This is a genomic window from Streptomyces sp. NPDC053432, assembly GCF_055585365.1.
This window is the reverse complement of sequence record NZ_JBVJKF010000003.1, coordinates 244,028-264,837: the sequence shown is the minus strand read 5'-3', so window position 1 is coordinate 264,837 and position 20,810 is coordinate 244,028. Positions and strand designations below refer to the sequence as shown.

Genomic DNA, 20,810 nt, shown 5'->3' with positions numbered 1-20,810 from the left:
TTCGCCGATGCGGCTGTTACCACCGGTAACGGCGGCATTGCCAGCACGTCTTCGATGATCACGTGACGGGCACGGGACGAGGGGCGGCATCGACATGACCGGCACAGGCAGTTCCAGGCGTACGTTCATCGCGGGCGCGGCGGCCACCGCGGGGGCCCTGTCCGCCGCCGTGGCGCCGACTCCGGCGGCGGCCGCCACGGCCTCCCCCGCCCGGGCGGCGGAGAAGGGCCGGCGGGTCGCCGTGCTGGGGGGCGGGGTGGCCGGACTGACCGCGGCGCACGAACTCGCCGAGCGGGGCTACGCCGTCACCGTCTACGAGCGCCGGGCGCTGGGCGGCAAGGCGCGCAGCATGGACGTGCCGGGCAGCGCGCGCGGCGGCCGCCGTCCGCTGCCCGCGGAGCACGGCTTCCGCTTCATCCCCGGGATCTACCACAACCTGCCCGACACCATGCGGCGCATCCCCTTCCCCGGGAACGCGAACGGCGTCTGGGACAACCTCGTCGCACCGCGCGAGATGATGTTCGCCCGGTCGGGCGGCCGCGAGGACCTGCGCGGGCCGATCCCGTGGCCGGAGCACTCCTCCGCCGAGCTGACGCCCGACGAGCTGCGCCGCGCACTGACCGGGATCCTGCAGTCCCTGGTCCGGCTGCCGCCGCACGAGACGGCGTACTTCGTCAACCGCGCCCTCGTCTTCCTGACCAGCTGCGACGAGCGCCGCAACGACGTCTGGGAGCGGACCCCCTGGTGGGAGTTCGTGCGCGCGGAGCAGATGTCGAGCGAGTACCAGCGCATCCTCGCGGTCGGCGTGACCCGCAACATCGTGGCGACCAAGGCCGAGGAGGCCTCCACCCGCACGGTCGGCACCCTCGGCGAGGCCTTCGTCTTCAACCTGCTGGGGCGCGGCGCGGACGGCCCGCCCGACCGGATCCTGAACCTGCCGACCAACGAGGCGTGGATCGACCCCTGGGAGGCCCATCTGCGCTCCCTCGGCGTGGAGTTCAGGATCGGCTGGACGGTGCGCGAGGTGCGGTACGGGGACGGCGCGGTGAGCGGGGTCGCCGTCGAGGGCCCGGACGGCGCCCGGCAGACCGTCACCGCCGACCACTACGTCAGCGCCCTGCCCGTGGAGCACGCCCGCCGCACCTGGAGTGCCGCTCTGCGCGCCGCCGACCCGATGCTGGGGCGCTGCGACCAGCTGCAGACCGACTGGATGACGGGCATCCAGTTCTACCTCACCGAACGCGCCGCGCTGGTGCACGGCCACCTCAACTGCATCGACTCGCCCTGGTCGTTGACCGCGATCCAGCAGGCGGAGCACTGGCCCGCTCGCGACTTCCCCGCCGACTACGGCGACGGGGCGGCGGCCGACTGCCTGTCGGTGGACATCTCGGAGTGGGACAAGCCCGGGATCCTGTACGGGAAGACGGCAAAGCAGTGCACGCGCGACGAGGTGGCCCGCGAGGTGTGGGCCCAGCTGAAGGCCTCCCTGAACGACAGCGGGAAGACCCTCCTGCGCGACTCCACCCTGCACTCCTGGCACCTGGACCCGGGTGTCGACGGGCTCGGCACCCCGAACCCCACCAACCAGGACCAGCTGCTGATCCACCCCGTCGGCACCCTCCACAACCGGCCGAGCGCCCGCACCCGCGTCCCGAACTTCTTCCTCAGCGGGGACTACGTCGCGGTGGACATCGACCTCGCCACGATGGAGGGCGCGAACGCCTCGGCCCGGGCGGCCGTCAACGCCCTCCTGGACCGCGACGGCTCCCCGAGCGCGCGCTGCGCGATCCGGCCGCTGTACCGGGCTCCGGAGGTCGAGTCCGCCAAGCGGCACGACCTGTGGCGCTACCGTCTCGGCCTGCGGAACGTCCTCGACGTGGGCTGAACCGGCCCCACTTGGGACGGACATCTCGGCTACGGTCGTGAACATGACCACCATCGCACCCACGGTCGGGGCCCTGCTGCGCGCCTGGCGGGAGCGGCGCGGGATCAGCCAGCTGGAACTGGCGGGCCGGGCCGACTCCTCGTCGCGGCACATCAGTTTCATCGAGACCGGACGGTCCCGGCCGAGCGAGGAGATGGTACTGAGGCTCGCCGACCGCCTGGACGTACCGGTACGGGAGCAGAACGCGCTCCTCCTGGCGGCGGGTTACGCCCCCCGCTACGCGCAGACGGCTCTGGACGACCCGGCGATGGAGACGCTGCGCGAGGGCATTCAGCGCCTGCTGACCGGCTACGAGCCCTACCCGGCGCTGGTCGTGGACGCCACGTACCACGTGATCGCCGCGAACCGGGGCGTCATGATGCTGATGGAGGGGCTGCCGGAGCACCTGCTGGCGCCGCCCCTGAACGCCATGCGGATCACCCTGCACCCCGAGGGCCTGGCGCCGAGGATCCGCAACCTGAAGGAGTGGCGCGGACACCTGCTGGCCCAGATGGAGCGGCAGATCGCGCTGGCCCGCTCCGAGCCGCTGCGCGCGCTGTACGAGGAGGTGTCTGCCTACCCCGTCCCGGAGCGGCCCGGCGGCGCCGGGCCGGAGGAAGCCGTCCCGTACATCGCGCTGCCGCTGGTCATCGAGCACGACGGCCACCTGCTGTCCTTCGTGTCCTCGATCGCGACCTTCAACACGCCCATGGACGTGACCGTCGCCGAGCTGGCCATCGAGACGATGCTCCCGGCCGACCCGGCGACGGTGAAGTACCTGCGCTCACTCGGCGACTGAGCGCAGGGCGAGCTGCTGCAGCAGGGCGAACGAGGCCACGGTGAGGGCCTGCGCCGGGATCCACACCAGGCCGGCGGTGGTGGGCGTGAACCAGGCGAGCAGGGACACCAGGCTGAGCACGGCCCAGGCGTAGTTCGCCTCGATGACGAACTTGACGGGGAAGGCGGCCGGCCGGCGCCGCGAGGCGAGCCGGCCCACCCCCGCGCCGAAGACGGCCAGGAAGACGCCCAGTCCCAGCAGGAGACCCTGCCCGACCCCGAGCAGCCTCCCGAGCGGGGCGGAGAAGGCCGCGTACGCCAGCCCGTTGCCGGTGGTGACGACGGAGTCGAGGGCGAGGAAGCGGCGCAGGGCGGTCTGCGGCTCGGTGGTGCGGGCGAGGGTACCGATGAGGGTCGCGGACATGGCTGGTCAGCCTCCATCGAGGTAGGAACGCGGGGTGGGTACCGGGTCCCGGCTCTGAGTGCGCAGCTCCGGAACCCGATGCCCCCACCCTGCCGCGCCGCCGCCGACGGGTCGATTACCTGTGAGGTCATGCGGCCCGGCCGCGGGAAACGGGACGCCCCGGGCCGAAGGGTCCGGGGCGTTCGCCGTGCGCGCGGGCGCGGTGCGGGTCAGAGGTCCGCGAGGTCCAGCCCGGCCTGCGCCGCGGCCGCCTGGACGGTCTGCTCCAGCAGGACCGCGATGGTCATCGGGCCGACCCCGCCCGGGACCGGGGTGATCAGCGAGGCGCGGGCGGCCGCCGACTCGAAGTGGACGTCGCCGACGTTGCCCTCGTTGTAACCGGCGTCCAGGACCACCGCGCCCGGCTTGATGTCCTCGCCCCGGATGAACTCGGCCTTGCCGACGGCGGCGACCAGCACGTCCGCCTGGCGCACGATCGAGGAGAGGTCCTTGGTGCGGGAGTGGCAGTAGGTGACGGTGGCGTTCTGCTCCAGCAGCAGCATCCCGGCGGGCTTGCCCAGGATCGCGCTGCGGCCGACGACCACGGCGTGCTTGCCGGTCAGGTCCACGTCGTACTCGGCGAGCAGGCGCATGATGCCGCCCGGGGTGCAGGAGACGAAGCCGGGCAGCCCGAAGCCCATGGCCGCGAAGGAGTGCATGGTGACCCCGTCGACGTCCTTGCCGGGGGCGATGGCCTCGAAGGCGGCGCGCTCGTCGATGTGGTGCGGGACGGGGTGCTGGAGCAGGATGCCGCTGATCTCCGGGTCCTCGGAGAGCGCGGTGATCGCGGCGACCAGTTCCTCGGTGGTGGTCGCGGCCGGCAGCTCCACGTGGCGGGAGGTGATCCCGGCCTTGGCGCAACGGTTCTGCTTCATCCGGACGTAGGTCACGGAGGCGGGGTCCTCGCCGACCAGTACGGTCGCGAGGCAGGGCGCGGTGCCGGTGCGCTCGGTGATCTTCGCCGCGTAGGCGGCCGTCCGCTCCGAGATGCGGCGGGCGAGGGCCGTGCCGTCCATCAGCCGGGCGGAGCCGGCGGCGGGAGCGGCGGCGGGGGCAGTCTGGGCAGTCGTCACGGGGTCTCCTGAACGTCGCTGCGGATCGCGGTTCGCCCAGGCGCGCGGCAGACGACGTACCGGAGTACGCCGGGCCGCTCCCCGGTGGTGATCCACCCGAACGCCAGTCACGGCCCGCGTCCACTGTAGTCGACATATCCGGTGGTCGACCGGGGCCCGGCCTGCGAGGATCAGGGCATGACGCGTACTTTCGACCATCTTGTCGCGGAAGCCGAGTCGGTCTCCGTGGACGGCTGGGACTTCTCCTGGCTCGACGGCCGGGCGACCGAGCAGCGTCCCTCCTGGGGGTACCAGCGGCTGCTGCGCGAGCGGCTGGCCCGCGTCCGGTCCGCCCTGGACATCCAGACCGGCGGGGGCGAGGTCCTGGCCGGGGCCGGCCCGCTGCCGCCGCTGACGGCGGCCACCGAGTCCTGGCCGCCCAACATCGACCGGGCGACCCGGCTGCTGCACCCGCTCGGCGCGGTCGTGGTGGCCGACACGGACGAGCCGCCCCTGCCCTTCGGCGACGAGGCCTTCGAGCTCGTCGCCAGCCGCCATCCGGTGACCATCTGGTGGGACGAGATCGCACGGGTCCTGACCCCCGGGGGCACCTACCTCTCCCAGCAGGTCGGGCCGGCGAGCGTCTTCGAGCTCGTCGAGTACTTCCTGGGGCCCCAGCCGGAGGAGGTCCGGGGCGCACGCCACCCCGACGACGCCGTGAGCGACGCCACGAAGGCCGGCCTGGAGGTCGTCGACCTGCGCTCCGAACGGCTCCGTACGGAGTTCCACGACATCGGAGCCGTGATCTACTTCCTCAGGAAGGTGATCTGGATGGTGCCCGGCTTCACGGTCGGGCAGTACCGGGACCGGCTGCGCGAGCTGCACGAACAGATCGAACGCGAAGGTCCGTTCGTCGCACATACCGCCCGTTTCCTCATCGAAGCCCGCAAAACGGACTGACGGCGGGGGCGGACGGAATCCCCGTCGGCAGGTTGCCCGTCGGCGGCGTGGCGCAGGTCACTCAATTCAGCGCGTAACGAATCGACTCGAGCGTGCGATGAACCGACAGGTGTCCTCGCGCGGCCCGGAATACAGACCCCCTCGGGTCTGTTTCCCAAGTTCGCGCGATGATGTCCCGCCGATCCCTTATCTGCTCGCAACGAGAGGCTCCTTGTGTCGCTCAGCCCGTCCCGTACGTTCCCTCCGGAGATCGCCGAATCGGAGGCCCTCGTCGCGCTCGTCGAGCGCGGCCGCGAGCAGGGTCACATCAACGGTGACGACGTGCGCCAGGCCTTCGAGGCCGGCCGCATCCCGGTGGACCAGTGGAAGCGGGTCCTGCGCAGCCTGAACCAGGTCCTGGACGAGGAGGGCGTCGCCCTCCACGTCAGCGCCGCCCCCGCCACGAAGGCTGCCGCCAAGAAGCCCCGCAAGGCGGCCGCAGCCCCTGCCCGTACCGTGACCAAGAAGGCCGTCGCCCCGCCGCGCCCCATCGGCGCGCGCAAGACGGCCGCCACCAGCACGCCGGCCACGGCCTCGGCGATATCCGCCACGCCGGCCGCTGCCGCTCCCGCCGGCGAGGCGGCGTCCGACACGGTCGCCGCCGAGCCGAAGAAGCGCACGGTCAAGAAGACCGCCGCGAAGAAGACCGCGGTCAAGAAGACCGCGGCCGCGAAGAAGACCACCGCCAAGGACGCCGACGAGGGCGAGAACCCGGTCGTCGAGGGCGAGGACTGGGCGGTCGAGGACCTCGCTGACGAGCCCGAGGAGGAGTCGCCCAAGGCCGGCGGCGGTCAGGGCTTCGTGCTGTCCGACGACGACGAGGACGACGCCCCGGCGCAGACCGTCATGGTCGCCGGTGCCACCGCCGACCCCGTCAAGGACTACCTCAAGCTCATCGGCAAGGTGCCGCTCCTCAACGCCGAGCAGGAGGTCGAGCTCGCCAAGCGCATCGAGGCGGGCCTGTTCTCCGAGTACAAGCTCGAAGAGGAGGAGGACCACAAGCCCGCCTTCAAGCGCGAGCTGGAGATCCTGGTCGAGGACGGCCGCCGCGCGAAGAACCACCTGCTGGAGGCCAACCTCCGCCTCGTGGTCTCCCTCGCCAAGCGCTACACCGGCCGCGGCATGCTCTTCCTGGACCTGATCCAGGAGGGCAACGTCGGCCTGATCCGCGCCGTGGAGAAGTTCGACTACACCAAGGGCTTCAAGTTCTCCACGTACGCGACCTGGTGGATCCGGCAGGCGATCACGCGCGCCATGGCCGACCAGTCGCGCACCATCCGCATCCCGGTCCACATGGTCGAGATCATCAACAAGCTCGCCCGCGTGCAGCGCCAGATGCTCCAGGACCTGGGCCGTGAGCCCACCCCGGAGGAGCTGGGCAAGGAACTCGACATGACCCCCGAGAAGGTCATCGAGGTCCAGAAGTACGGCCGTGAGCCGATCTCCCTGCACACCCCCCTGGGTGAGGAGGGCGACAGCGAGTTCGGTGACCTCATCGAGGACTCCGAGGCGGTCGTGCCGGCCGACGCGGTCTCCTTCACCTTCCTCCAGGAGCAGCTCCAGTCGATCCTGGGGACGCTGTCGGAGCGCGAGGCGGGCGTGGTCTCCATGCGCTACGGCCTCAACGACGGCCAGCCGAAGACGCTGGACGAGATCGGCCGCGTGTACGGGGTGACCCGTGAGCGCATCCGCCAGATCGAGTCCAAGACCATGTCGAAGCTGCGCCACCCGTCGCGTTCGCAGGTCCTGCGCGACTACCTCGACTGAGCCGGCCCCCGGCACACGACGCCCCCGCACCGCCGCCCGGCGGTGCGGGGGCGTCGCCGTTCACGGGAGGCCCGGACGCGGTCAGGTCAGGCGGAGGACCGGCCCCTTCGGGGTGAACGGCAGGGTGGCGCCCTCCGGGACGAGGTGGGCGTGCTCGCGCCGGATCCGCAGGGTGTCGCACCAGCCCTCCGCCGGTACGTCGCGGGCCTGCTCGTACGAGGCGATGGCGCCCAGCGCCTTGCCGAGCAGGGCGGCGTTCATCGAGCCCGAGGTGTCCGGCACCACGCCGAAGGTGCAGCGGGCCACCTCCTCGGGCGCGAACCAGCGGCCCCGCGCGCGGGATGTCCGGGGTGGAGGCCTGGCGGGGCGCCGGGCGCGCGTACGACCGTACGGGGTCGGGGCGCGGCACGAACTCGTCGAACCAGCGGGCGAGCTTCGCGTCCCACGGCACCGGCGGGTGGGCCAGCGCCCGGATCTCCTGGACCTGCCCGGCGGGCAGGAGCCCGCGGTCCTCGTGCACGTGCAGGTCGAAGCCCTGGACCAGGCCGCGCCGGTAGAACTCGTCGAGGTCCGCGTACGGGCGGTGCGCGCCGTGCGGGAGCGGCTCGCCCAGGATGTCGCCGCGGCCCTTGCCGCGCAGGGTCGCGAGCCGCCGGATGCGGCGCAGGTCGCCGGCGATCCGGTCGTAGACCTCCTCGACCGAGTTTGATGTAGATCTCCCCGGCGATGGTCTGACGGCGGCGACGGCGATGCCCTGGGCGCGGGCCGGCTCGGCGTCGGCGACGAGGGTCAGGCCGGACGCCGGCCCGCCGAGCAGGGGGTAGGAGGAGACGAACCAGTTCAGCGCGCGGTCCCAGGGGCGCGGGACGCGGCCCTCGTGGCCGCCGGACACCGCCATGGTGGCGGAGACGGCCCGGGTGAGGGCGTGCGCGAAGGCGGTCTCCCGGTCGGGGACCGAGCAGCCGACCAGGACCTGGTCGGGTTGGTCCCCGGCGGTGCCGCAGTTCTCGTAGGCGGGCGGGATGCCGTCGCGGCGCCGGCGGGCGGCGATCAGCTCCTCGTCCCCGCCGGGACAGCCGGCCGGGAGGTGTTCCGGGGCCCGGCCGACGGGGAAGGTCAGCAGGAAGCGGTTGGCGACCGCGCAGCGGGCGGCGAGGGCGAAGCGGTCGGGCCTCAGGGTGCGGCGGGGTACGTGGTGCGCCCGGTGTGGTCGCACCACGAGCCCGGGAGCATCCGGTTTTCCGCTCAGGCGGCTGTGTGCTCCAGGAGGTTCTTCAGCTTCTCCTCGCTGCGGGGCATCTCCTTGCGGACCATGGGCCTGACCGCGAGGGGGACGAGCGCCCGGCCCAGGCCGTGTCCCGCGAAGTCGACGGACAGGGTGAGGCGGGAGCGGGCCCCGCCGTCGAGGGGTTCGATGGTTCCCTGTATCTCGGGCCGTACCGGCCCCTCGACGCCGTGGAGGTGCCAGCTGCGCGGCCGGTCGAGCTCGGTGAATTCCATCTTCGTGGGGATCCGGCGCCTGCCGACCTTGCGGGTGACGACGACCTGCGAACCGACGTGGACGGGCAGATCGCCCATCGGGACGGCGGATACGGCGCTGTCCTGCCACTCCGGCAGGTGCGTGGGGTCCGTGACGTAGGTGAAGACCTCGTCCGGGCTGCGGGAGATGTCGATGGTGTTGCTGATCGCTGACATGGCGACCCCCTGGGTCCCCTCTGGATCCCCCCTGGATCCCCCTGGCCTGGCTCTCATTCCAAACTACCCCCCAGGCCCAGGGGGATCTGCGGGCCGTCCCGTTCCGCGTCGCGCAGCCAGCCGCGCAGGACCCTGTGGACCGCTTCCGCGCCGACCAGGCCGGCCGGCGGCCCGGCCAGCTCCTGCGGCCACATCAGGAACGGGTGCCCCTGTTCCCCGCCCAGGCCGCCGTGCGAGCCGATTTGCTCCTCGAAGGCGTGCACCGTGCCCGTGACCGGGTCGTACGCCGAGTTCACCATGATGTCGGCCACGTGCGGGAAGGCGTCGGTCCGCCGGACGGCCTCGGCCGCCCCCGGGCCGAAGGGGGCCAGCAGTTCCTCCGCCTCGCCGGGAACGTCCAGCCGGGCCTCGGCTCCGCCGGGGCCCAGGAGCACCCCGTCCACCAGCAGGAAGCCGACCCCCGGGTGGTTCGCCAGGGTGGGCAGCAGGGCGGGGTGGGCCCGCTCCACGAACCGGCGCGTGGCGCGGCCCGGAACGCCGGGGAAGGAGATCAGCCCGAGGTTCCCGGAGGCGAGCACCACCGGGTCGGAGCCCGGCTCGGGCGGGGCCTCCCCGTCCGGCTCCACCGGCCGGTGCAGCGCGGTCCGCACGGCGTTGCGGGCCTCGGCCCCGCTGCGGGTCCGGCCGGCCCGGCGGGAGACGGGCAGCCCGCAGCCGGCCCGGACCAGGTCCTTGAGGGTGAGCCCGTACCGCCCCAGGAAGGTCTCCCCCGGGCTCTGTCCGTGGTCGGAGAGGAGCACGATCCGGTACTCGCGCGGCGCGTGCTCGGCGACCCGTGCGATCAGCGCGATGCTCCGGTCCAGGCGCTCCAGGACCCGGTCGGCGTCCCTGCCGCGCGGGCCGGAGTGGTGGGCCACCTCGTCGTAGGCGACCAGGTCGGCGTAGACCGCGGCGCGGCCGGCCAGCATGTCGCCGATCACCGCCGCCACGACCACGTCCCGTTCGACGACGGTCGCGAAGGCCCTGAGCAGCGGGTACAGCCCGCCGCGCGACACCCTGGGGGTCTCCCGGCGCAGCCGGGCCCCCACCGACTGGCCGACCTCCCGGAGCACCTCGGCGACGAAGGACACCGCCGTGCGGACGGCGTTGGCCGGATCGGAGAAGTACGCGAAGTAGCCCGCCCGGGATCGGTTCGCCCGGCCGCGCCGGGCCGACACGGACAGGACGAGCGCCAGTTGGTCGGCTCCGCCGCTGAACAGGTTGCCCCGGCTGGCCCCGTCGCGCGTGAGCAGTCCGGCGTCGCCGGTGCGCGCGACGGCGCGGCGCTGGAGTTCGGCGGCGCTGGCGGGCCGGTTGCAGACGACCACCTGGCCGGTGTCCTTCTCGTACCAGCGGAAGGCGGGCACGTCGAAGGTGGAGCCGTGCAGGATGCCGAGCTGGCTGGCGCCGGTCTGGCTCGACCAGTCCGTGTGCCAGGACGTGAGGCGGTGGCCGCCGCGCAGCCACCCCGCGACCGTGGGCATCAGCCCGCCGTCCGCCGCGCGGCGCAGCGTCTCGTAGCCCAGCCCGTCGAGCTGGAGGAAGAGGAGTGCGGGCCCCGCCCCGTCCGCTCCGGGGGCGCGCGGGCCGGGGAGCTTGCGGTGGCGGCGGTCGGCGAGCCGGTAGAGCCGCCTGCGGTAGGCGTCGTCGTCGCGCATCGCGAGTGCGGTGGAGGTGGCCGACGCCACCGCGGACATCACCGCGGCCACGACGACGGCGGTGTCGGGATCCACCTGGCCCCGCCCGGACGGGATCAGCCGGAGCGCCATGAGCAGCAGGGAGCCGTTGAGGGAGAAGACGAGCAGTCCGAGCACCAGCGCGGGCAGGATCAGCAGGGCCCGTACGAGCAGGGGCCAGACCAGGGCGCTCAGCAGGCCGAAGGCGCCCGCTCCCCAGGCCGCGGTCAGGGCGATCTGCGTGATGCTGTCGCCGTCGCCGGACTGGAGCCTGAAGTCCGGCAGGACGCCGGCCAGGGCGAGCATGGTCAGGGTGGACACCGCCCATACGAGGACCACTCGCACCAGGGCGCTGCCCGCGGCCCGCCATCGTCCTCGCACCACGCCGCAACCTCCCGCGAGCCCCGTCCCGCCTCCAGGCTCGCACAGGCGGGCCCACCCCGCGGCCGGACGATTCGGGACGCGGGGGCCTTGTCAGGGGGCGTGGTCCGGGGGCCTCGGCCCGGGGCCGGGGTGCGGGGTGGGCGGGGCGGTCAGGTGCCGTCGTAGCCCGCGGTCGGCATCGACAGCCTGCGGTGCACCTCGGCCTTCATCGCGGAGGTGTACCGGGGTTCGTCGTGCCCGGCGGTCTCCAGCCGTACGCCGCGCCGCGCGCACTCGGCGCTGAACTCCTCCACGGAGCGCAGCGCGCGGGCGAGCACCCGGTGGTTGGCGGCGACGAACAGGTCGACCTGGCCGGCGTCGACGTCGGACCAGAGCCCGCAGTGGTCGGCGCGCAGCCCGTAGACGAGCAGTTGCCTCGTCACGACGTAGCCCCGGGCCGCTGCCCAGCGGGCGCACATCGCCTGCTGGCTGCGGGTGTCCACGGCGAAGGGGTCGGCGTCCAGATCTTCGAGCGGGGCCAGGCTGGAGATAGCGGCCACGCGCAGCTCATCCATGCCGCCCGACCCTACTCCGATCCGCCGCCGGGGAGGAGGGGGCGGGAGGCTCCGGTTCCGGGCGGATCCGCGGGGCACGGCTTAGGCTCGTGGGACGGGCGAGGGAGGGAGGCCGGGTGACGGTGGAGATCACCTGGTGGGGGCATGCCACGTGCACGGTCGAGGACTCCGGGGTCCGGGTCCTGACGGATCCGCTGTTCGCGCGGCGCCTGGCCCATCTGCGGCGGCGGGCCGGGGCGGTGCCCCCGCCGGAGGCGGCCGTGGCCGACGTGGTGCTCGTCTCGCACCTGCACTCCGACCACCTGCACCTGCCGTCGCTGGCCCGGCTCGGGCCCGGGACCCGGCTCGTCGTGCCGCGCGGTGCGTGCCGGGCGGTGCCGGGGCTGGCGCGGACGGCGGGGAGGCGCGGGCTCCGGGTGACGGAGGTGGCCCCGGGCGAGGTGGTCGACGTACGGGACGGCGTGCGGGTGCGGGCCGTGAGCGCGCGGCACGACGGGCGGCGGCTGCCGTTCGGGCCGCACCGTGCGCGGGCCCTCGGGTTCGTGGTCCAGGGCGCGGCGCGGACGTACTTCGCCGGGGACACCGGGCTGTTCGACACGATGGCCGAGGAGGTAGGGCCGGTGGACGTGGCCCTGCTCCCGGTGGGCGGCTGGGGCCCGTACCTCGGTCCGGGGCACCTGGACGCGGGGCGGGCGGCGCGGGCGCTGGCGGAACTGGCCCCGGCGGCGGCGGTGCCGGTGCACTACGGGACGTACTGGCCGATCGGACTGGACGCGGTGCGGCCGCACGAATTCCACGCGCCCGGCGGGGAGTTCGTGCGCCTGGCGGGACGGCTCGCGCCGCAGGTGGCGGTGCGGCTGCCCGGCCACGGGGAACGGGTGCGGCTCCCGTGACCTGGGGGGCGATGGCGGCGGCGGCCGGCCAGGTGCCGCAGGAGAGCACCCAGCAGGTGGTGGGGTACCCGGCGTTGTTCGTGCTGGTGGCACTGGGCGCGCTGGTGCCGGTGATCCCGACCGGGGCGCTGGTGAGTTCGGCGGCGGTGGTGGCGTTCCATCAGCAGTCGCTGCCGTTCGGGGTGTTGCTGGTGTTCGCGGTGGCGGCGCTGGCCGCCTTCACCGGGGACGTCACGCTGTACTGGCTCGGGCACCGCGGGGTGCGTTCACGGGGCGGCTCCCGGTGGCTGGAGCGGCTGCGGGGGCGGGCCGCGCCGGAGCGGCTGGACCAGGCGCAGACGCGGCTCGACGAGCACGGGGTGCTGGTCCTGGTGCTGTCCCGGCTGGTCCCGGCGGGCCGCATCCCGGTGATGGTGGCCTGTCTGCTGGCCGAGCTGCCGCTGCGCCGCTTCGCCCGCGGCGACGCCCCCGCCTGCCTCGCCTGGGCGGCCACGTACGGGCTGATCGGCATCCTTGGCGGCTCCTTGTTCGCCGAGCCGTGGAAGGGCGTGGCCCTGGCGGTCGCGCTGACCCTGCTGATCAGCGCGGGTCCGGCGGGGTGGCGGCGGGTGCGCGGCGGACCGGCCCGGTGACGTCCTCCCGGCCGAGGCTGCGGGAGGCCCCGATGGGGAGGTCCCAGAGGTGCTCGCGGGGCAGGCCGGCGCGGGCCCAGGCGGCCCGGACGCGGTGCAGGGGCTCCATGACGGGTTCGGCGGACAGGGCGAAGGTGCCCCAGTGCATGGGGGCCATCCGGCGGGCTCCGAGGTCGACGCAGGCCTGGACGGCCTCCTCCGGGTCGGCGTGCACGTCGCGGAGCCACCAGCGCGGGGCGTAGGCCCCGATCGGCAGCAGGGCGAGGTCGATGCCGGGGTGGCGGCGGCCGATCTCCTCGAACCAGTGCCCGTAGCCGGTGTCGCCGGCGAAGTAGAGCTTGCGGGGGGTGGGGGCGGTGCCGGTGCCGGTGCCGGTGCCGGTGCCGGTGAGGATCCAGCCGCCCCACAGGGAACGGCAGGTGTCGATCAGGGACCGCTTCGACCAGTGGTGGGCCGGGACGAACTCGAAGCGCACGCCGCCCAGTTCGGCCGACTCCCACCAGTCGAGCTCGGTGACCCGGGTGAAGCCGCGGCGGCGGAACCAGCGGGCGAGGCCGGCCGGGACGAAGAAGGCGGTGTGCCGGGGCAGCCGCCTGATGGTGGGGGCGTCGAGGTGGTCGTAGTGGTTGTGGCTGATCACCACGGCGTCGACGGGCGGCAGGTCCTCCCAGCGCACTCCCACGGGGGTCATCCGGGAGGGCGTGCCCAGGATGCGCCGGGACCAGACGGGGTCGGTCAGCACGGTCAGCCCGCCGGTCCGCAGCACCCAGCTGGCGTGCCCGGCCCAGGTGACGCAGACCGCGCCCGGTTCCGCGGCGGGCAGCGGGGCGGGGGCGAACGGCAGGTCGGGGATGCCGCGCAGCCCTTCGGGACCGGGCCGGAAGGCGCCCTCCCGGGCGAGCCGGGCGAACGCGCGCAGACCGGGGAGCGGGGTGGTCAGCCGGTCCGCGAACGAGGCGGGCCACCGCCGGTGCTCCCCGAGCGGCCGCAGCCCCCCGGACCCGCCGACGGCCGCGGCGGCGTCCGCCCCGCCCGCGGCCGGACCGGGCTGGGGCGCGGACGGGCCTCCGGCCGGGGCGGACGGGGCTTCCGGCGGGACGGGTGGGCCCGCGGGCAGAGCCGGCTGGGGCGCGGACGGGCCTCCGGCCGGGGCGGACGGGGCCGCGAGCGGGGCTTCCGCCGGAACGAGTGGGCCCGCGGGCAGAACCGGCGGGGGCGCGGACGGGCCTCCGGCCGGGGCGGACGGGGCCGCGGGCGGGGCTTCCGGTGGGGCGGGTGGGCCGGCGGGCAGAACCGGCTGGGGCGCGGACGGGGCCGCGGGCGGGGCTTCCGGTGGGGCGGGTGGGCCGGCGGGCAGAACCGGCTGGGGCGCGGCCGGGCCTCCCGCCGGGGCGGACGGGGCCGCGGGCGGGGCTTCCGGCGGGACGGGTGGGCCCGCGGGCAGAACCGGCTGGGGCGCGGACGGGCCTCCGGCCAGGGCGGACGGGGCCGCGGGCGGGGCTTCCCGTGGGGTGGGGTGGTCGCCGGGCGGGGGCGCGGGCACGGCCGGCGGGGCGGGGGGTGGTGAGTACTGGGCGGCGGCGGGCGCTGCGGTGGGGGCTTCCGTCCGGTCCCTCATCGGTAGTCTCCGTTCACCGGGTCGCGTCGGTCGGTCGGGCTGAGGAGGAGTCACGCCAGCCCCGCCAGGACCGATCCGAGGAGGTCCAGGGAGCGGCGTACGTACGGCAGTGCGAGCGGATCCCGCGCGGTGAGGGCGGCCAGCTGTTCCTCGTGGGTGGCTCCGAGCAGCGGCCCGGTCGACAACCGCACCCGCAGCGCACCGAGTTCGTCCGCGAACCGCTGTCCGCCCGGGGTGGGCGCGCCCAGCCGGGCCCCGAGCCAGTCCTCCAGCTCCATCGCGTCGCCGACCCCGTGGCGGGCGAGTCCGGCGCGCAGCGGTGAGAGGTCGGCGTACAGGTGCCGGCCCGCCTCCGGCGGCAGGGCCAGCGCGCCCGCCTCCAGCAGCGTGCGGTGCGCGGCCGCGGCCACCTCGCCGTGCAGGGCGGCCGCCCGCCGGGCCCGTACCGCGACGGCCTCGGGTTCGTCGAGGGCGTGCGCCGCCGCCCCGGCGACGGGGCCGGCGACGAGCGCGCCGGTCGCGGTGAGCACGTCGAGGGTGCGGGCGCGCAACCAGGTGCCGCGCCCGGTGCCGGGGAAGCGGAGCACGGCCGCGGGCCAGCCGGCGGGCAGCAGCGCCCCGGAGAGGTCGAGGAGGACGGCCGCCCGTTCGGGAAGCATCTCGGCGGGGCTGAGCACCAGCGTGTCGGACGGCCGGTGCACGGTGTCGCGCCAGCTCTCGTCGCTGACGACGAACAGCCCGGCGGCCTCGGCGGCCTCGCAGGCCTCGCGCAGCACCTCGGGCGGCGGGACGGTGGCGGTCGGGTCGTCGGCGACCGAGAGCAGCAGCACCCGGGGGTCGCCGCCCTCCGCGCGCACCCGCCGTACGGTCTCCAGCAGGGCGTACGGGTCGGGTACGCCGCCGCACTCGGCCGGGGTGGGCACGTGGTAGGCCCGCTGTCCCAGCAGCCGGACCTGGGGGGTCCACCAGGCGGGACAGGGCCTCGGCAGCATCACGTCCCCGCCGAAGGCCCCGAGCAGGGCGAGCAGCAGGGCCGGCGCACCCGGCCCGGCGGCCACGTCCTCCGGGGCGGTGGGGAGTCCGCGCCGCCCCCAGTGCCGGCAGGCGGCCTCGCGCAGGGCCTGGCCGCCGCCGGGGGCCTCGGGGGCGGAGCGTCCCGCGGCCGAGGCGAGTACGGCGAGGAGCTCGGGCAGTACGGGGAGGCCGGGCTGGGGGGCGGGCGGGCCGTACCGCACCGGGCCGCGGCCCTCCGCCGCCGTGCGCTGCATCCCCGCCACCGTTTCCCGCCTTCCGCGCCGGAACCGCCCGTCTCACCCAACGCTGCCCTTTATACGATTATTCAAGCGGATATGCCTGTTGTGATGCTGCCCCCGGCCGCGGCCCGGGCCGGTACGGCACGAATCGGCCCAGCTCAGCCCAGCTCAGCCCAGCTCAACCCGGCCCGCCCCGCTCGACCCGGCTCAGCCCTTCCGCCCGAGCAGCGCGAGCAGCCTTGTCTGCGCGTCCGCCCCCGCCGGGACCTCCAGGGGCTCGGCGTACATGCCGCTGGCCGCGAGGCTGTCCGCGTACGGCATGACCTCCTTGATGGAGAACTCGACGAGGTCGTCCGGCAGCCGGTCGTCGCCGCCGATGCCCCGGGAGAGGTCCCAGGTGTGCACGACGCAGTCGGCGGTCAGTTCGGAGCAGTACGCCATGGCCTGGGCGGGCCCGTACGAGAGGCGCACGGTCCGCTCCAGCGCGCCCGGCGCGGCGAAGGCCGCGTGCGCGGCGGCGGAGGCCGCCTCCCAGGCCGCGAGCGGGTCGTCGCCGAGCACGTCCCCGGAGAAGGCGTCGCCGAGCTCCTCGACGGTACGGCCCTCGGTGACCAGCGGCGGGATCCAGAGCTGCTCCCCCGTGACGTGGTTGACGAGCGCCCGCACGTCCCAGTCGGTGCACGGGGTCGGCGCGCCCCACTGGCCGTCCTCGATCGCGCGCAGCCGCTCACCGAAGAGCCGGAGCGCCTGGGCGTGGAGCCGGAGCAGCGTCTCGGACATGCCCCTCACCGCCTTCCACCGGGATGTCCCGCGATTCCCGCCATGCGGCCCACTCTCCTCGCACCCGCATTCCCCTGCCACCGGCCGACCCGGTTCCCTGTCCGGACAACGCTCGTGTCCACATGTCAAAACGCATATCTCACATGCCGACATGATCCTTTACGGTGGGAGCACAGCAGCGAGCACAGCAGCCGGCACAGCAGTGCTTCGACGAGGAGGAGTACGCGATGAACGCCCACGAGACCGCCGTCTACACCCACGGCCACCACGAGTCGGTCCTGCGCTCGCACCGCTGGCGCACCGCGCGGAACTCGGCGGCGTACCTGATCGGCGAGCTGCGGCCGGGCATGTCCGTACTGGACGTGGGCTGCGGGCCGGGCACGATCACGGCCGACCTGGCGGAGCTGGTCGCACCGGGCGGCAGCGTGACGGCGGTCGACGCGTCGCAGGACGTCGTCGAGCAGGCCCGCGCCTACGCCGGGGAGCGCGGGGTGACGGGCGTGCGCTTCGGCACGGCGGACGTGCACGCGCTGGAGTTCCCCGACGACTCGTTCGACGTGGTCCACGCCCACCAGGTCCTGCAGCACGTGGGCGACCCGGTGCGGGCCCTGCGCGAGATGCGGCGGGTGTGCCGGCCGGGCGGGATCGTGGCGGCGCGGGACGCCGATTACGCGGCGATGACCTGGTACCCGGAGTCGCCGGGCCTGGACGCGTGGCAGCGCCTGTACCAGCGGGTGGCCCGGGCCAACGGCGGCGAGCCGGACGCGGGTCGCAGGCTGCGGGCCTGGGCCCGGGCGGCGGGCTTCACGGAGGTGGCCTCCAGCGCGACGAACTGGGTCTACGCGACCCCGGAGGAGACGGCCTGGTGGTCGTCGCTGTGGGCGGACCGTACGACGGCCTCGTCGTACGCGTCGATCGCCACCGGGGGCGGCCACGCCACCGCCGCCGGCCTGGAATCCGTCGCCGCCGCGTGGCGGGCCTGGGGCGCGGAGCCCGACGCCTGGTTCATGGTCCCGAACGGCGAGATCCTGTGCCGGGCCTGACCCCGCCCCGGCGGACGCGGTTCGAGGGGTGCTGACCGCTTGATATAGCGTGCCCACGTCAAGAATCGCGAGCACGCCACTGGGGGACTCCCATATGACCTACCCGCCGCAGCAGGGCCCCGGCCCCTACCCCGGCCCGTACGGGCAGCAGCCGCCGCAGGGCTACCCGCCCCAGCCGGGGCAGGGGTTCCCGCAGCAGCCGGGTCAGCCTCCGTACGGCGGCGTACCGCAGCAGCAGATGTACCCGCCGCAGCAGCAGTGGTCCGCCCCGCCGGCGCCGCCGGCCCGGGGCGGCGGCATGGGCATCCTGAAGAAGCTGAAGATCGTCGGCGCCGTGATCGCCGTCATCGTCATCGCGGTCGGCTACTTCCTGAGCCAGGACGACGCCGACCACGCGAAGGCCGGGGACTGCCTCAAGAACAACGGGACCCAGATCAGCCCCGACCTGCAGGTGGTGGGGTGCGGTGACGCCAAAGCCACCTACAAGGTGGTCGAGGTGATCCCCGACACGCTGGACAGCGGCAAGTGCGAGGGCAAGTCGGACACCGGCTACTACGAGCAGACCAGCGGTTCCCGGCGCAGGTCGGGCAAGCAGTTCGTGCTCTGCATCAACGAGATCAAGAAGTAGCGGCGTTGCCGCCGGGGGCCTCCCCGCCCCCGGCGGGCTACGGCCGCATGCGGAAGTCGTAGCGGGGCGGTAGCGGGCAGTCGGTGATCGTCGACCAGACCTCCGCCAGGGTCAGCTCACCCTCCCTCAGGTCCGCGACGTCGAACCCGTCGTCGAACACCCGCCGCGCCGCCGCGACGTGCCCCTCCGCCGCCAGCAACCGCGCGGCGAGCAGCCGGAAGCGGCCCTGTTCGCGCAGGGCCGGCCGGAGCCGGTCCCAGACCGACCGCGCCCCCGCGAGGCGGCCGGCCGCGAGCAGGGCCGCCATCGCCTCCCGCCCCAGCGCGGACTCCGCGGCCGTCCACGCCTCGCCGCCGCGGCTCTCAGCCACGAGGTCCTCGAAGGCCGCCGCGTACCCGTCGGCGGCCCGGTCCGTCGCCCCGGCCAGCGCGTCGGCCGCCGCCAGGCACCGCAGCAGCGGCCACCTCGACGGCGCCAGCGCCAGCCCGCGCTCCCAGCTCCGCACCGCCTGCGCCACATCGCCCGCGTGCCACTGCGCCACGCCCAGGTGGTACTCGGTCAGCGGGTCCGCCGGGGCCGTCTCCAGCATGTCCCGCCAGTGCGTGCCCACCAGGCTCGGTCCCGGCGGCGCCACCCGGCGCGGCGCGGGGAACACGCCCGTGCGCCACAGCTCCGCCCACGGGGCCTGCTCCTCGCCGAGCCGGGCTTCCTCGAAGGGGGTGCCCGGCAGCTTGAAGCCCCCGCACATCACTTCCAGCGCGCCCCAGCCGGAGCCGGCCGCCAGCCGCTCCCCCGGTTCGGCGTCCGCGCGTTCCCGCCACGCCTTGTACGCCGCCTCCACCCTCTCGTCCGGCAGCGCCCGGGCCAGCGCCTGCTCGGCCGCGCCCCGCGCCGCCGCCCAGTCCTCCCCGTGCACCGCGCCGGGCTCCGCCGACAGCGGGCCGTACGCCTCCAGCCAGCTGAACTCCGCCCCGCCCTCCAGCCGTACGTGCTCCAGCTGGGTCCGCGCCAGCCCCGCCTGGATCTCCGCGTACCCGCCGGTGCCCGGCTCGGTCAGCCACTCCTGCCAGCGCCGGCCGCCGCCCCCCGCACCCCACACGAACAGCTTGCGCCCGCGCAGCCGGCCGGTGGAGGTCTGCACCAGCCCGCGCCCGTCCGCACCGAGCGAGGCGATCCAGGGCCGGGCGCCCTCCTCGACCTCGTAGAAGAAGTCGGCCGGGTACTCGCTGCGCAGCGGGTACGTGCGGTCCGCGCCCTCCCACCGCGGCACGGGGACGCGCCGCAGCGCGCGCTCGTAGCCGAAGTGCCAGGCCTCGTCGGCGGGGGCGAGGACCCGGGTGCCCTCGTCCTCGGGGACGGCGATGTTGGACCACCAGTACACCGGCGCGGGCCGCTCGTGCGGGTTGCGCACGCGGACGCCCACGTACAGGAACTCCGATTCCCCGGGCAGCCACAGGTCCACCTGGAACGGCAGGTCGCGCAGCCGCTCCCACTCCCACAGCCTGACCATCGCACCGCCGTCCGGGGCGGGCACGAGCGCGGCGTGCAGCGGCTCGCAGGACAGGGTGGTGTGGCCGGTCGCCCCGATGTTCCACTCGATCCCGCCGGAGAACCAGGCGCCGTTGAGGGCGAAGTTCGCGGGCTGGAACACCGGGTTGCGGTAGAGCAGTTCACGGCCGGTCGGCAGGTGGACCAGCGAGTGGATCCGCCCGCCGAGGCCGGGGAGGACGGTCACCCGCAGGTGCTCGTTCTCGATGACGACCGCGTCGAACTCCGTCCTGGTCCGGTCCCGCCCGTAGCCGTCCCGGATCCGGGCGGGCAGCAGGGAGCGCAGCGGCTCGTACCCGAGCTGGCGCGCCATGTCGCGGGGCATCCCCTCGCGCGAGCGTTCTTCCAGCCGGTGCACCTCGTCGGCGGTGCGCAGCGGGGGCAGTGGGTTGTCCGGGCCCAACGGGGCTGCCGGAAGGGTCAGTACGGCGCGTCGGACGGTGGTGGCCATGAGGAAATGGAACACGCCACGGCGGCCGGTGCACAGGGGTTCCGCGGATCACCACCGGTCAGGATTACGCAAAGGCCTCCGCGGTGATGGCCCAGCGTTCGTGGTCCCGCCAGGCGCCGTCGACGTACAGGAAGTCCGGGGAGAGCCCCTCCAGCCGGAAGCCCGCGCCCCGGACCAGGGCGATCGAGGCGGCGTTGCCGGGCTGGACGTTGGCCTCCAGGCGGTGCAGCCCGAGGCCGCCCGCGCTCTCCGGGGCGAAAGAATGTGCGAGGACCAGGGCGAGCGCCTCCCGCATGAGCCCGCGCCCGGCGGCGTGCGCGAAGGCCCCGTAGCCGAGGGCCCCGCACTGGAAGGCGCCGCGGACGATGTTGTTGACGTTGACGAAGCCCGCGATGGCCCCCGTCTCCCGCTCGCACACCAGGAAGCCGGCGCGTCCCTCGCCCTCGGCCAGCCGGGCGGCGTAGGGCTCGTACTCCTCGATCGTGGCGGGCGGGAACAGCCACGGGCGGTGCAGTTCGCGGCTCTCGTGCGCACGGGCGGTGAACTCGGGTCCGTCGGCGGGCCGGTAGGGCCGCAGGCCCACGCGGGCACCCTCGCGGAGGTAGGGGGAAAAGGTCACGGACCCAGGCTACGT

The 20,810-nt window shown here is 74.6% G+C and carries 18 protein-coding genes, 1 pseudogene and 1 riboswitch; of the genes and pseudogenes, 8 read left to right on the top strand and 11 right to left on the bottom strand.

The annotated features are described in order from the left end of the window. Positions 1-94 precede the first annotated feature (94 nt). Positions 95-1,885: a hydroxysqualene dehydroxylase gene (locus tag ACZ6Y1_RS07295; RefSeq protein WP_469624373.1), complete on the top strand. Its 1,791-nt coding sequence runs from the start codon at positions 95-97 to the stop codon at positions 1,883-1,885. A 43-nt stretch (positions 1,886-1,928) separates the two neighbouring features. Further along, entirely contained in the window at positions 1,929-2,723 is a 795-nt protein-coding gene (locus ACZ6Y1_RS07290) for a helix-turn-helix domain-containing protein (RefSeq protein ID WP_469624370.1), read from the top strand. Here the strand turns inward: ACZ6Y1_RS07290 and ACZ6Y1_RS07285 are convergent. After that, complete coding sequence (locus tag ACZ6Y1_RS07285; protein ID WP_469624367.1) at positions 2,709-3,125, bottom strand: hypothetical protein; 417 nt, start codon at positions 3,123-3,125, stop codon at positions 2,709-2,711. The two genes, ACZ6Y1_RS07290 and ACZ6Y1_RS07285, sit on opposite strands and share 15 nt — an antisense overlap. 209 nt (positions 3,126-3,334) lie before the next feature. Further along, positions 3,335-4,180, bottom strand: a complete 846-nt coding sequence (locus ACZ6Y1_RS07280; RefSeq protein WP_469624877.1) for a bifunctional 5,10-methylenetetrahydrofolate dehydrogenase/5,10-methenyltetrahydrofolate cyclohydrolase — start codon at positions 4,178-4,180, stop codon at positions 3,335-3,337. A gap of 84 nt (positions 4,181-4,264) precedes the next feature. Next, positions 4,265-4,358: riboswitch (ZMP/ZTP riboswitch) on the bottom strand. Positions 4,359-4,414: 56 nt separating this feature from the next. On the opposite strand from ACZ6Y1_RS07280, the gene ACZ6Y1_RS07275 reads away from it, so the two are divergent. Then, positions 4,415-5,176, top strand: coding sequence for a methyltransferase domain-containing protein (locus ACZ6Y1_RS07275; protein WP_469624363.1), 762 nt, complete (start codon positions 4,415-4,417; stop codon positions 5,174-5,176). Between the two features lie 213 nt (positions 5,177-5,389). Continuing rightward, positions 5,390-6,982 carry an RNA polymerase sigma factor gene (locus ACZ6Y1_RS07270; protein WP_469624360.1) on the top strand — a complete coding sequence of 531 codons (1,593 nt, stop codon included), beginning with the start codon at positions 5,390-5,392 and terminating at the stop codon, positions 6,980-6,982. A gap of 81 nt (positions 6,983-7,063) precedes the next feature. On the opposite strand, the pseudogene ACZ6Y1_RS07265 reads toward ACZ6Y1_RS07270, so the two are convergent. The 4 genes and pseudogenes from ACZ6Y1_RS07265 to ACZ6Y1_RS07250 form a co-directional block, all read right to left on the bottom strand. Beyond that, positions 7,064-8,156, bottom strand: a pseudogene (locus ACZ6Y1_RS07265) (hypothetical protein); the annotation flags it as partial. Between the two features lie 71 nt (positions 8,157-8,227). Then, positions 8,228-8,677 (bottom strand): SRPBCC family protein, encoded by a 450-nt coding sequence (locus ACZ6Y1_RS07260; RefSeq protein WP_469624357.1) that lies wholly within the window; start codon positions 8,675-8,677, stop codon positions 8,228-8,230. Positions 8,678-8,730: 53 nt separating this feature from the next. After that, positions 8,731-10,776, bottom strand: coding sequence for a phage holin family protein (locus tag ACZ6Y1_RS07255; RefSeq protein ID WP_469624355.1), 2,046 nt, complete (start codon positions 10,774-10,776; stop codon positions 8,731-8,733). A 149-nt stretch (positions 10,777-10,925) separates the two neighbouring features. After that, positions 10,926-11,330: a hypothetical protein gene (locus ACZ6Y1_RS07250; protein WP_469624352.1), complete on the bottom strand. Its 405-nt coding sequence runs from the start codon at positions 11,328-11,330 to the stop codon at positions 10,926-10,928. Between the two features lie 116 nt (positions 11,331-11,446). Here ACZ6Y1_RS07250 and ACZ6Y1_RS07245 point away from each other — a divergent pair, with 116 nt between their 5' ends. Both ACZ6Y1_RS07245 and ACZ6Y1_RS07240 read left to right on the top strand, forming a co-directional pair. Next, positions 11,447-12,223 (top strand): MBL fold metallo-hydrolase, encoded by a 777-nt coding sequence (locus ACZ6Y1_RS07245; protein ID WP_469624349.1) that lies wholly within the window; start codon positions 11,447-11,449, stop codon positions 12,221-12,223. Positions 12,224-12,234: 11 nt separating this feature from the next. After that, positions 12,235-12,855 carry a DedA family protein gene (locus ACZ6Y1_RS07240; RefSeq protein WP_469624875.1) on the top strand — a complete coding sequence of 207 codons (621 nt, stop codon included), beginning with the start codon at positions 12,235-12,237 and terminating at the stop codon, positions 12,853-12,855. Here the strand turns inward: ACZ6Y1_RS07240 and ACZ6Y1_RS07235 are convergent. The 3 genes from ACZ6Y1_RS07235 to ACZ6Y1_RS07225 form a co-directional block, all read right to left on the bottom strand. Then, a complete protein-coding gene (locus ACZ6Y1_RS07235; RefSeq protein WP_469624873.1) occupies positions 12,803-13,972 on the bottom strand; it encodes an MBL fold metallo-hydrolase in 1,170 nt (389 codons plus the stop codon). The genes ACZ6Y1_RS07240 and ACZ6Y1_RS07235 overlap by 53 nt on opposite strands. A gap of 551 nt (positions 13,973-14,523) precedes the next feature. Next, positions 14,524-15,741 carry an aminotransferase class I/II-fold pyridoxal phosphate-dependent enzyme gene (locus tag ACZ6Y1_RS07230; RefSeq protein WP_469624345.1) on the bottom strand — a complete coding sequence of 406 codons (1,218 nt, stop codon included), beginning with the start codon at positions 15,739-15,741 and terminating at the stop codon, positions 14,524-14,526. 192 nt (positions 15,742-15,933) lie between these two features. After that, the gene (locus tag ACZ6Y1_RS07225; RefSeq protein WP_469624343.1) at positions 15,934-16,506 is read right to left on the bottom strand and encodes a TIGR03086 family metal-binding protein; all 573 of its coding nucleotides are present in this window, start codon (positions 16,504-16,506) and stop codon (positions 15,934-15,936) included. Between the two features lie 227 nt (positions 16,507-16,733). On the opposite strand from ACZ6Y1_RS07225, the gene ACZ6Y1_RS07220 reads away from it, so the two are divergent. Together ACZ6Y1_RS07220 and ACZ6Y1_RS07215 are read left to right on the top strand one after the other, a co-directional pair. Continuing rightward, positions 16,734-17,549: a class I SAM-dependent methyltransferase gene (locus ACZ6Y1_RS07220; RefSeq protein WP_469624871.1), complete on the top strand. Its 816-nt coding sequence runs from the start codon at positions 16,734-16,736 to the stop codon at positions 17,547-17,549. 94 nt (positions 17,550-17,643) lie between these two features. Next, positions 17,644-18,177 carry an LppU/SCO3897 family protein gene (locus ACZ6Y1_RS07215; protein ID WP_469624341.1) on the top strand — a complete coding sequence of 178 codons (534 nt, stop codon included), beginning with the start codon at positions 17,644-17,646 and terminating at the stop codon, positions 18,175-18,177. Between the two features lie 37 nt (positions 18,178-18,214). On the opposite strand, the gene ACZ6Y1_RS07210 is transcribed toward ACZ6Y1_RS07215, so the two are convergent. Both ACZ6Y1_RS07210 and ACZ6Y1_RS07205 read right to left on the bottom strand, forming a co-directional pair. Beyond that, positions 18,215-20,176 (bottom strand): DUF5107 domain-containing protein, encoded by a 1,962-nt coding sequence (locus ACZ6Y1_RS07210; protein WP_469624338.1) that lies wholly within the window; start codon positions 20,174-20,176, stop codon positions 18,215-18,217. Between the two features lie 64 nt (positions 20,177-20,240). Continuing rightward, on the bottom strand, positions 20,241-20,795 hold the full coding sequence (locus ACZ6Y1_RS07205; RefSeq protein ID WP_469624335.1) for a GNAT family N-acetyltransferase: 555 nt from the start codon (positions 20,793-20,795) through the stop codon (positions 20,241-20,243). Between the last annotated feature and the right edge of the window lie 15 nt (positions 20,796-20,810).

Bases quoted from the DNA above. Each gene is read 5' to 3' on its own strand.
- ACZ6Y1_RS07295 (WP_469624373.1), top strand. From the start codon at position 95: ATGACCGGCACAGGCAGTTCCAGGCGTACGTTCATCGCGGGCGCGGCG.
- ACZ6Y1_RS07290 (WP_469624370.1), top strand. From the start codon at position 1,929: ATGACCACCATCGCACCCACGGTCGGGGCCCTGCTGCGCGCCTGGCGG.
- ACZ6Y1_RS07285 (WP_469624367.1), bottom strand. From the start codon at position 3,125: ATGTCCGCGACCCTCATCGGTACCCTCGCCCGCACCACCGAGCCGCAG.
- ACZ6Y1_RS07280 (WP_469624877.1), bottom strand. From the start codon at position 4,180: ATGGACGGCACGGCCCTCGCCCGCCGCATCTCGGAGCGGACGGCCGCC.
- ACZ6Y1_RS07275 (WP_469624363.1), top strand. From the start codon at position 4,415: ATGACGCGTACTTTCGACCATCTTGTCGCGGAAGCCGAGTCGGTCTCC.
- ACZ6Y1_RS07260 (WP_469624357.1), bottom strand. From the start codon at position 8,677: ATGTCAGCGATCAGCAACACCATCGACATCTCCCGCAGCCCGGACGAG.
- ACZ6Y1_RS07250 (WP_469624352.1), bottom strand. From the start codon at position 11,330: ATGGATGAGCTGCGCGTGGCCGCTATCTCCAGCCTGGCCCCGCTCGAA.
- ACZ6Y1_RS07240 (WP_469624875.1), top strand. From the start codon at position 12,235: ATGGCGGCGGCGGCCGGCCAGGTGCCGCAGGAGAGCACCCAGCAGGTG.
- ACZ6Y1_RS07230 (WP_469624345.1), bottom strand. From the start codon at position 15,741: ATGCAGCGCACGGCGGCGGAGGGCCGCGGCCCGGTGCGGTACGGCCCG.
- ACZ6Y1_RS07225 (WP_469624343.1), bottom strand. From the start codon at position 16,506: ATGTCCGAGACGCTGCTCCGGCTCCACGCCCAGGCGCTCCGGCTCTTC.
- ACZ6Y1_RS07220 (WP_469624871.1), top strand. From the start codon at position 16,734: ATGAACGCCCACGAGACCGCCGTCTACACCCACGGCCACCACGAGTCG.
- ACZ6Y1_RS07215 (WP_469624341.1), top strand. From the start codon at position 17,644: ATGACCTACCCGCCGCAGCAGGGCCCCGGCCCCTACCCCGGCCCGTAC.
- ACZ6Y1_RS07210 (WP_469624338.1), bottom strand. From the start codon at position 20,176: ATGGCCACCACCGTCCGACGCGCCGTACTGACCCTTCCGGCAGCCCCG.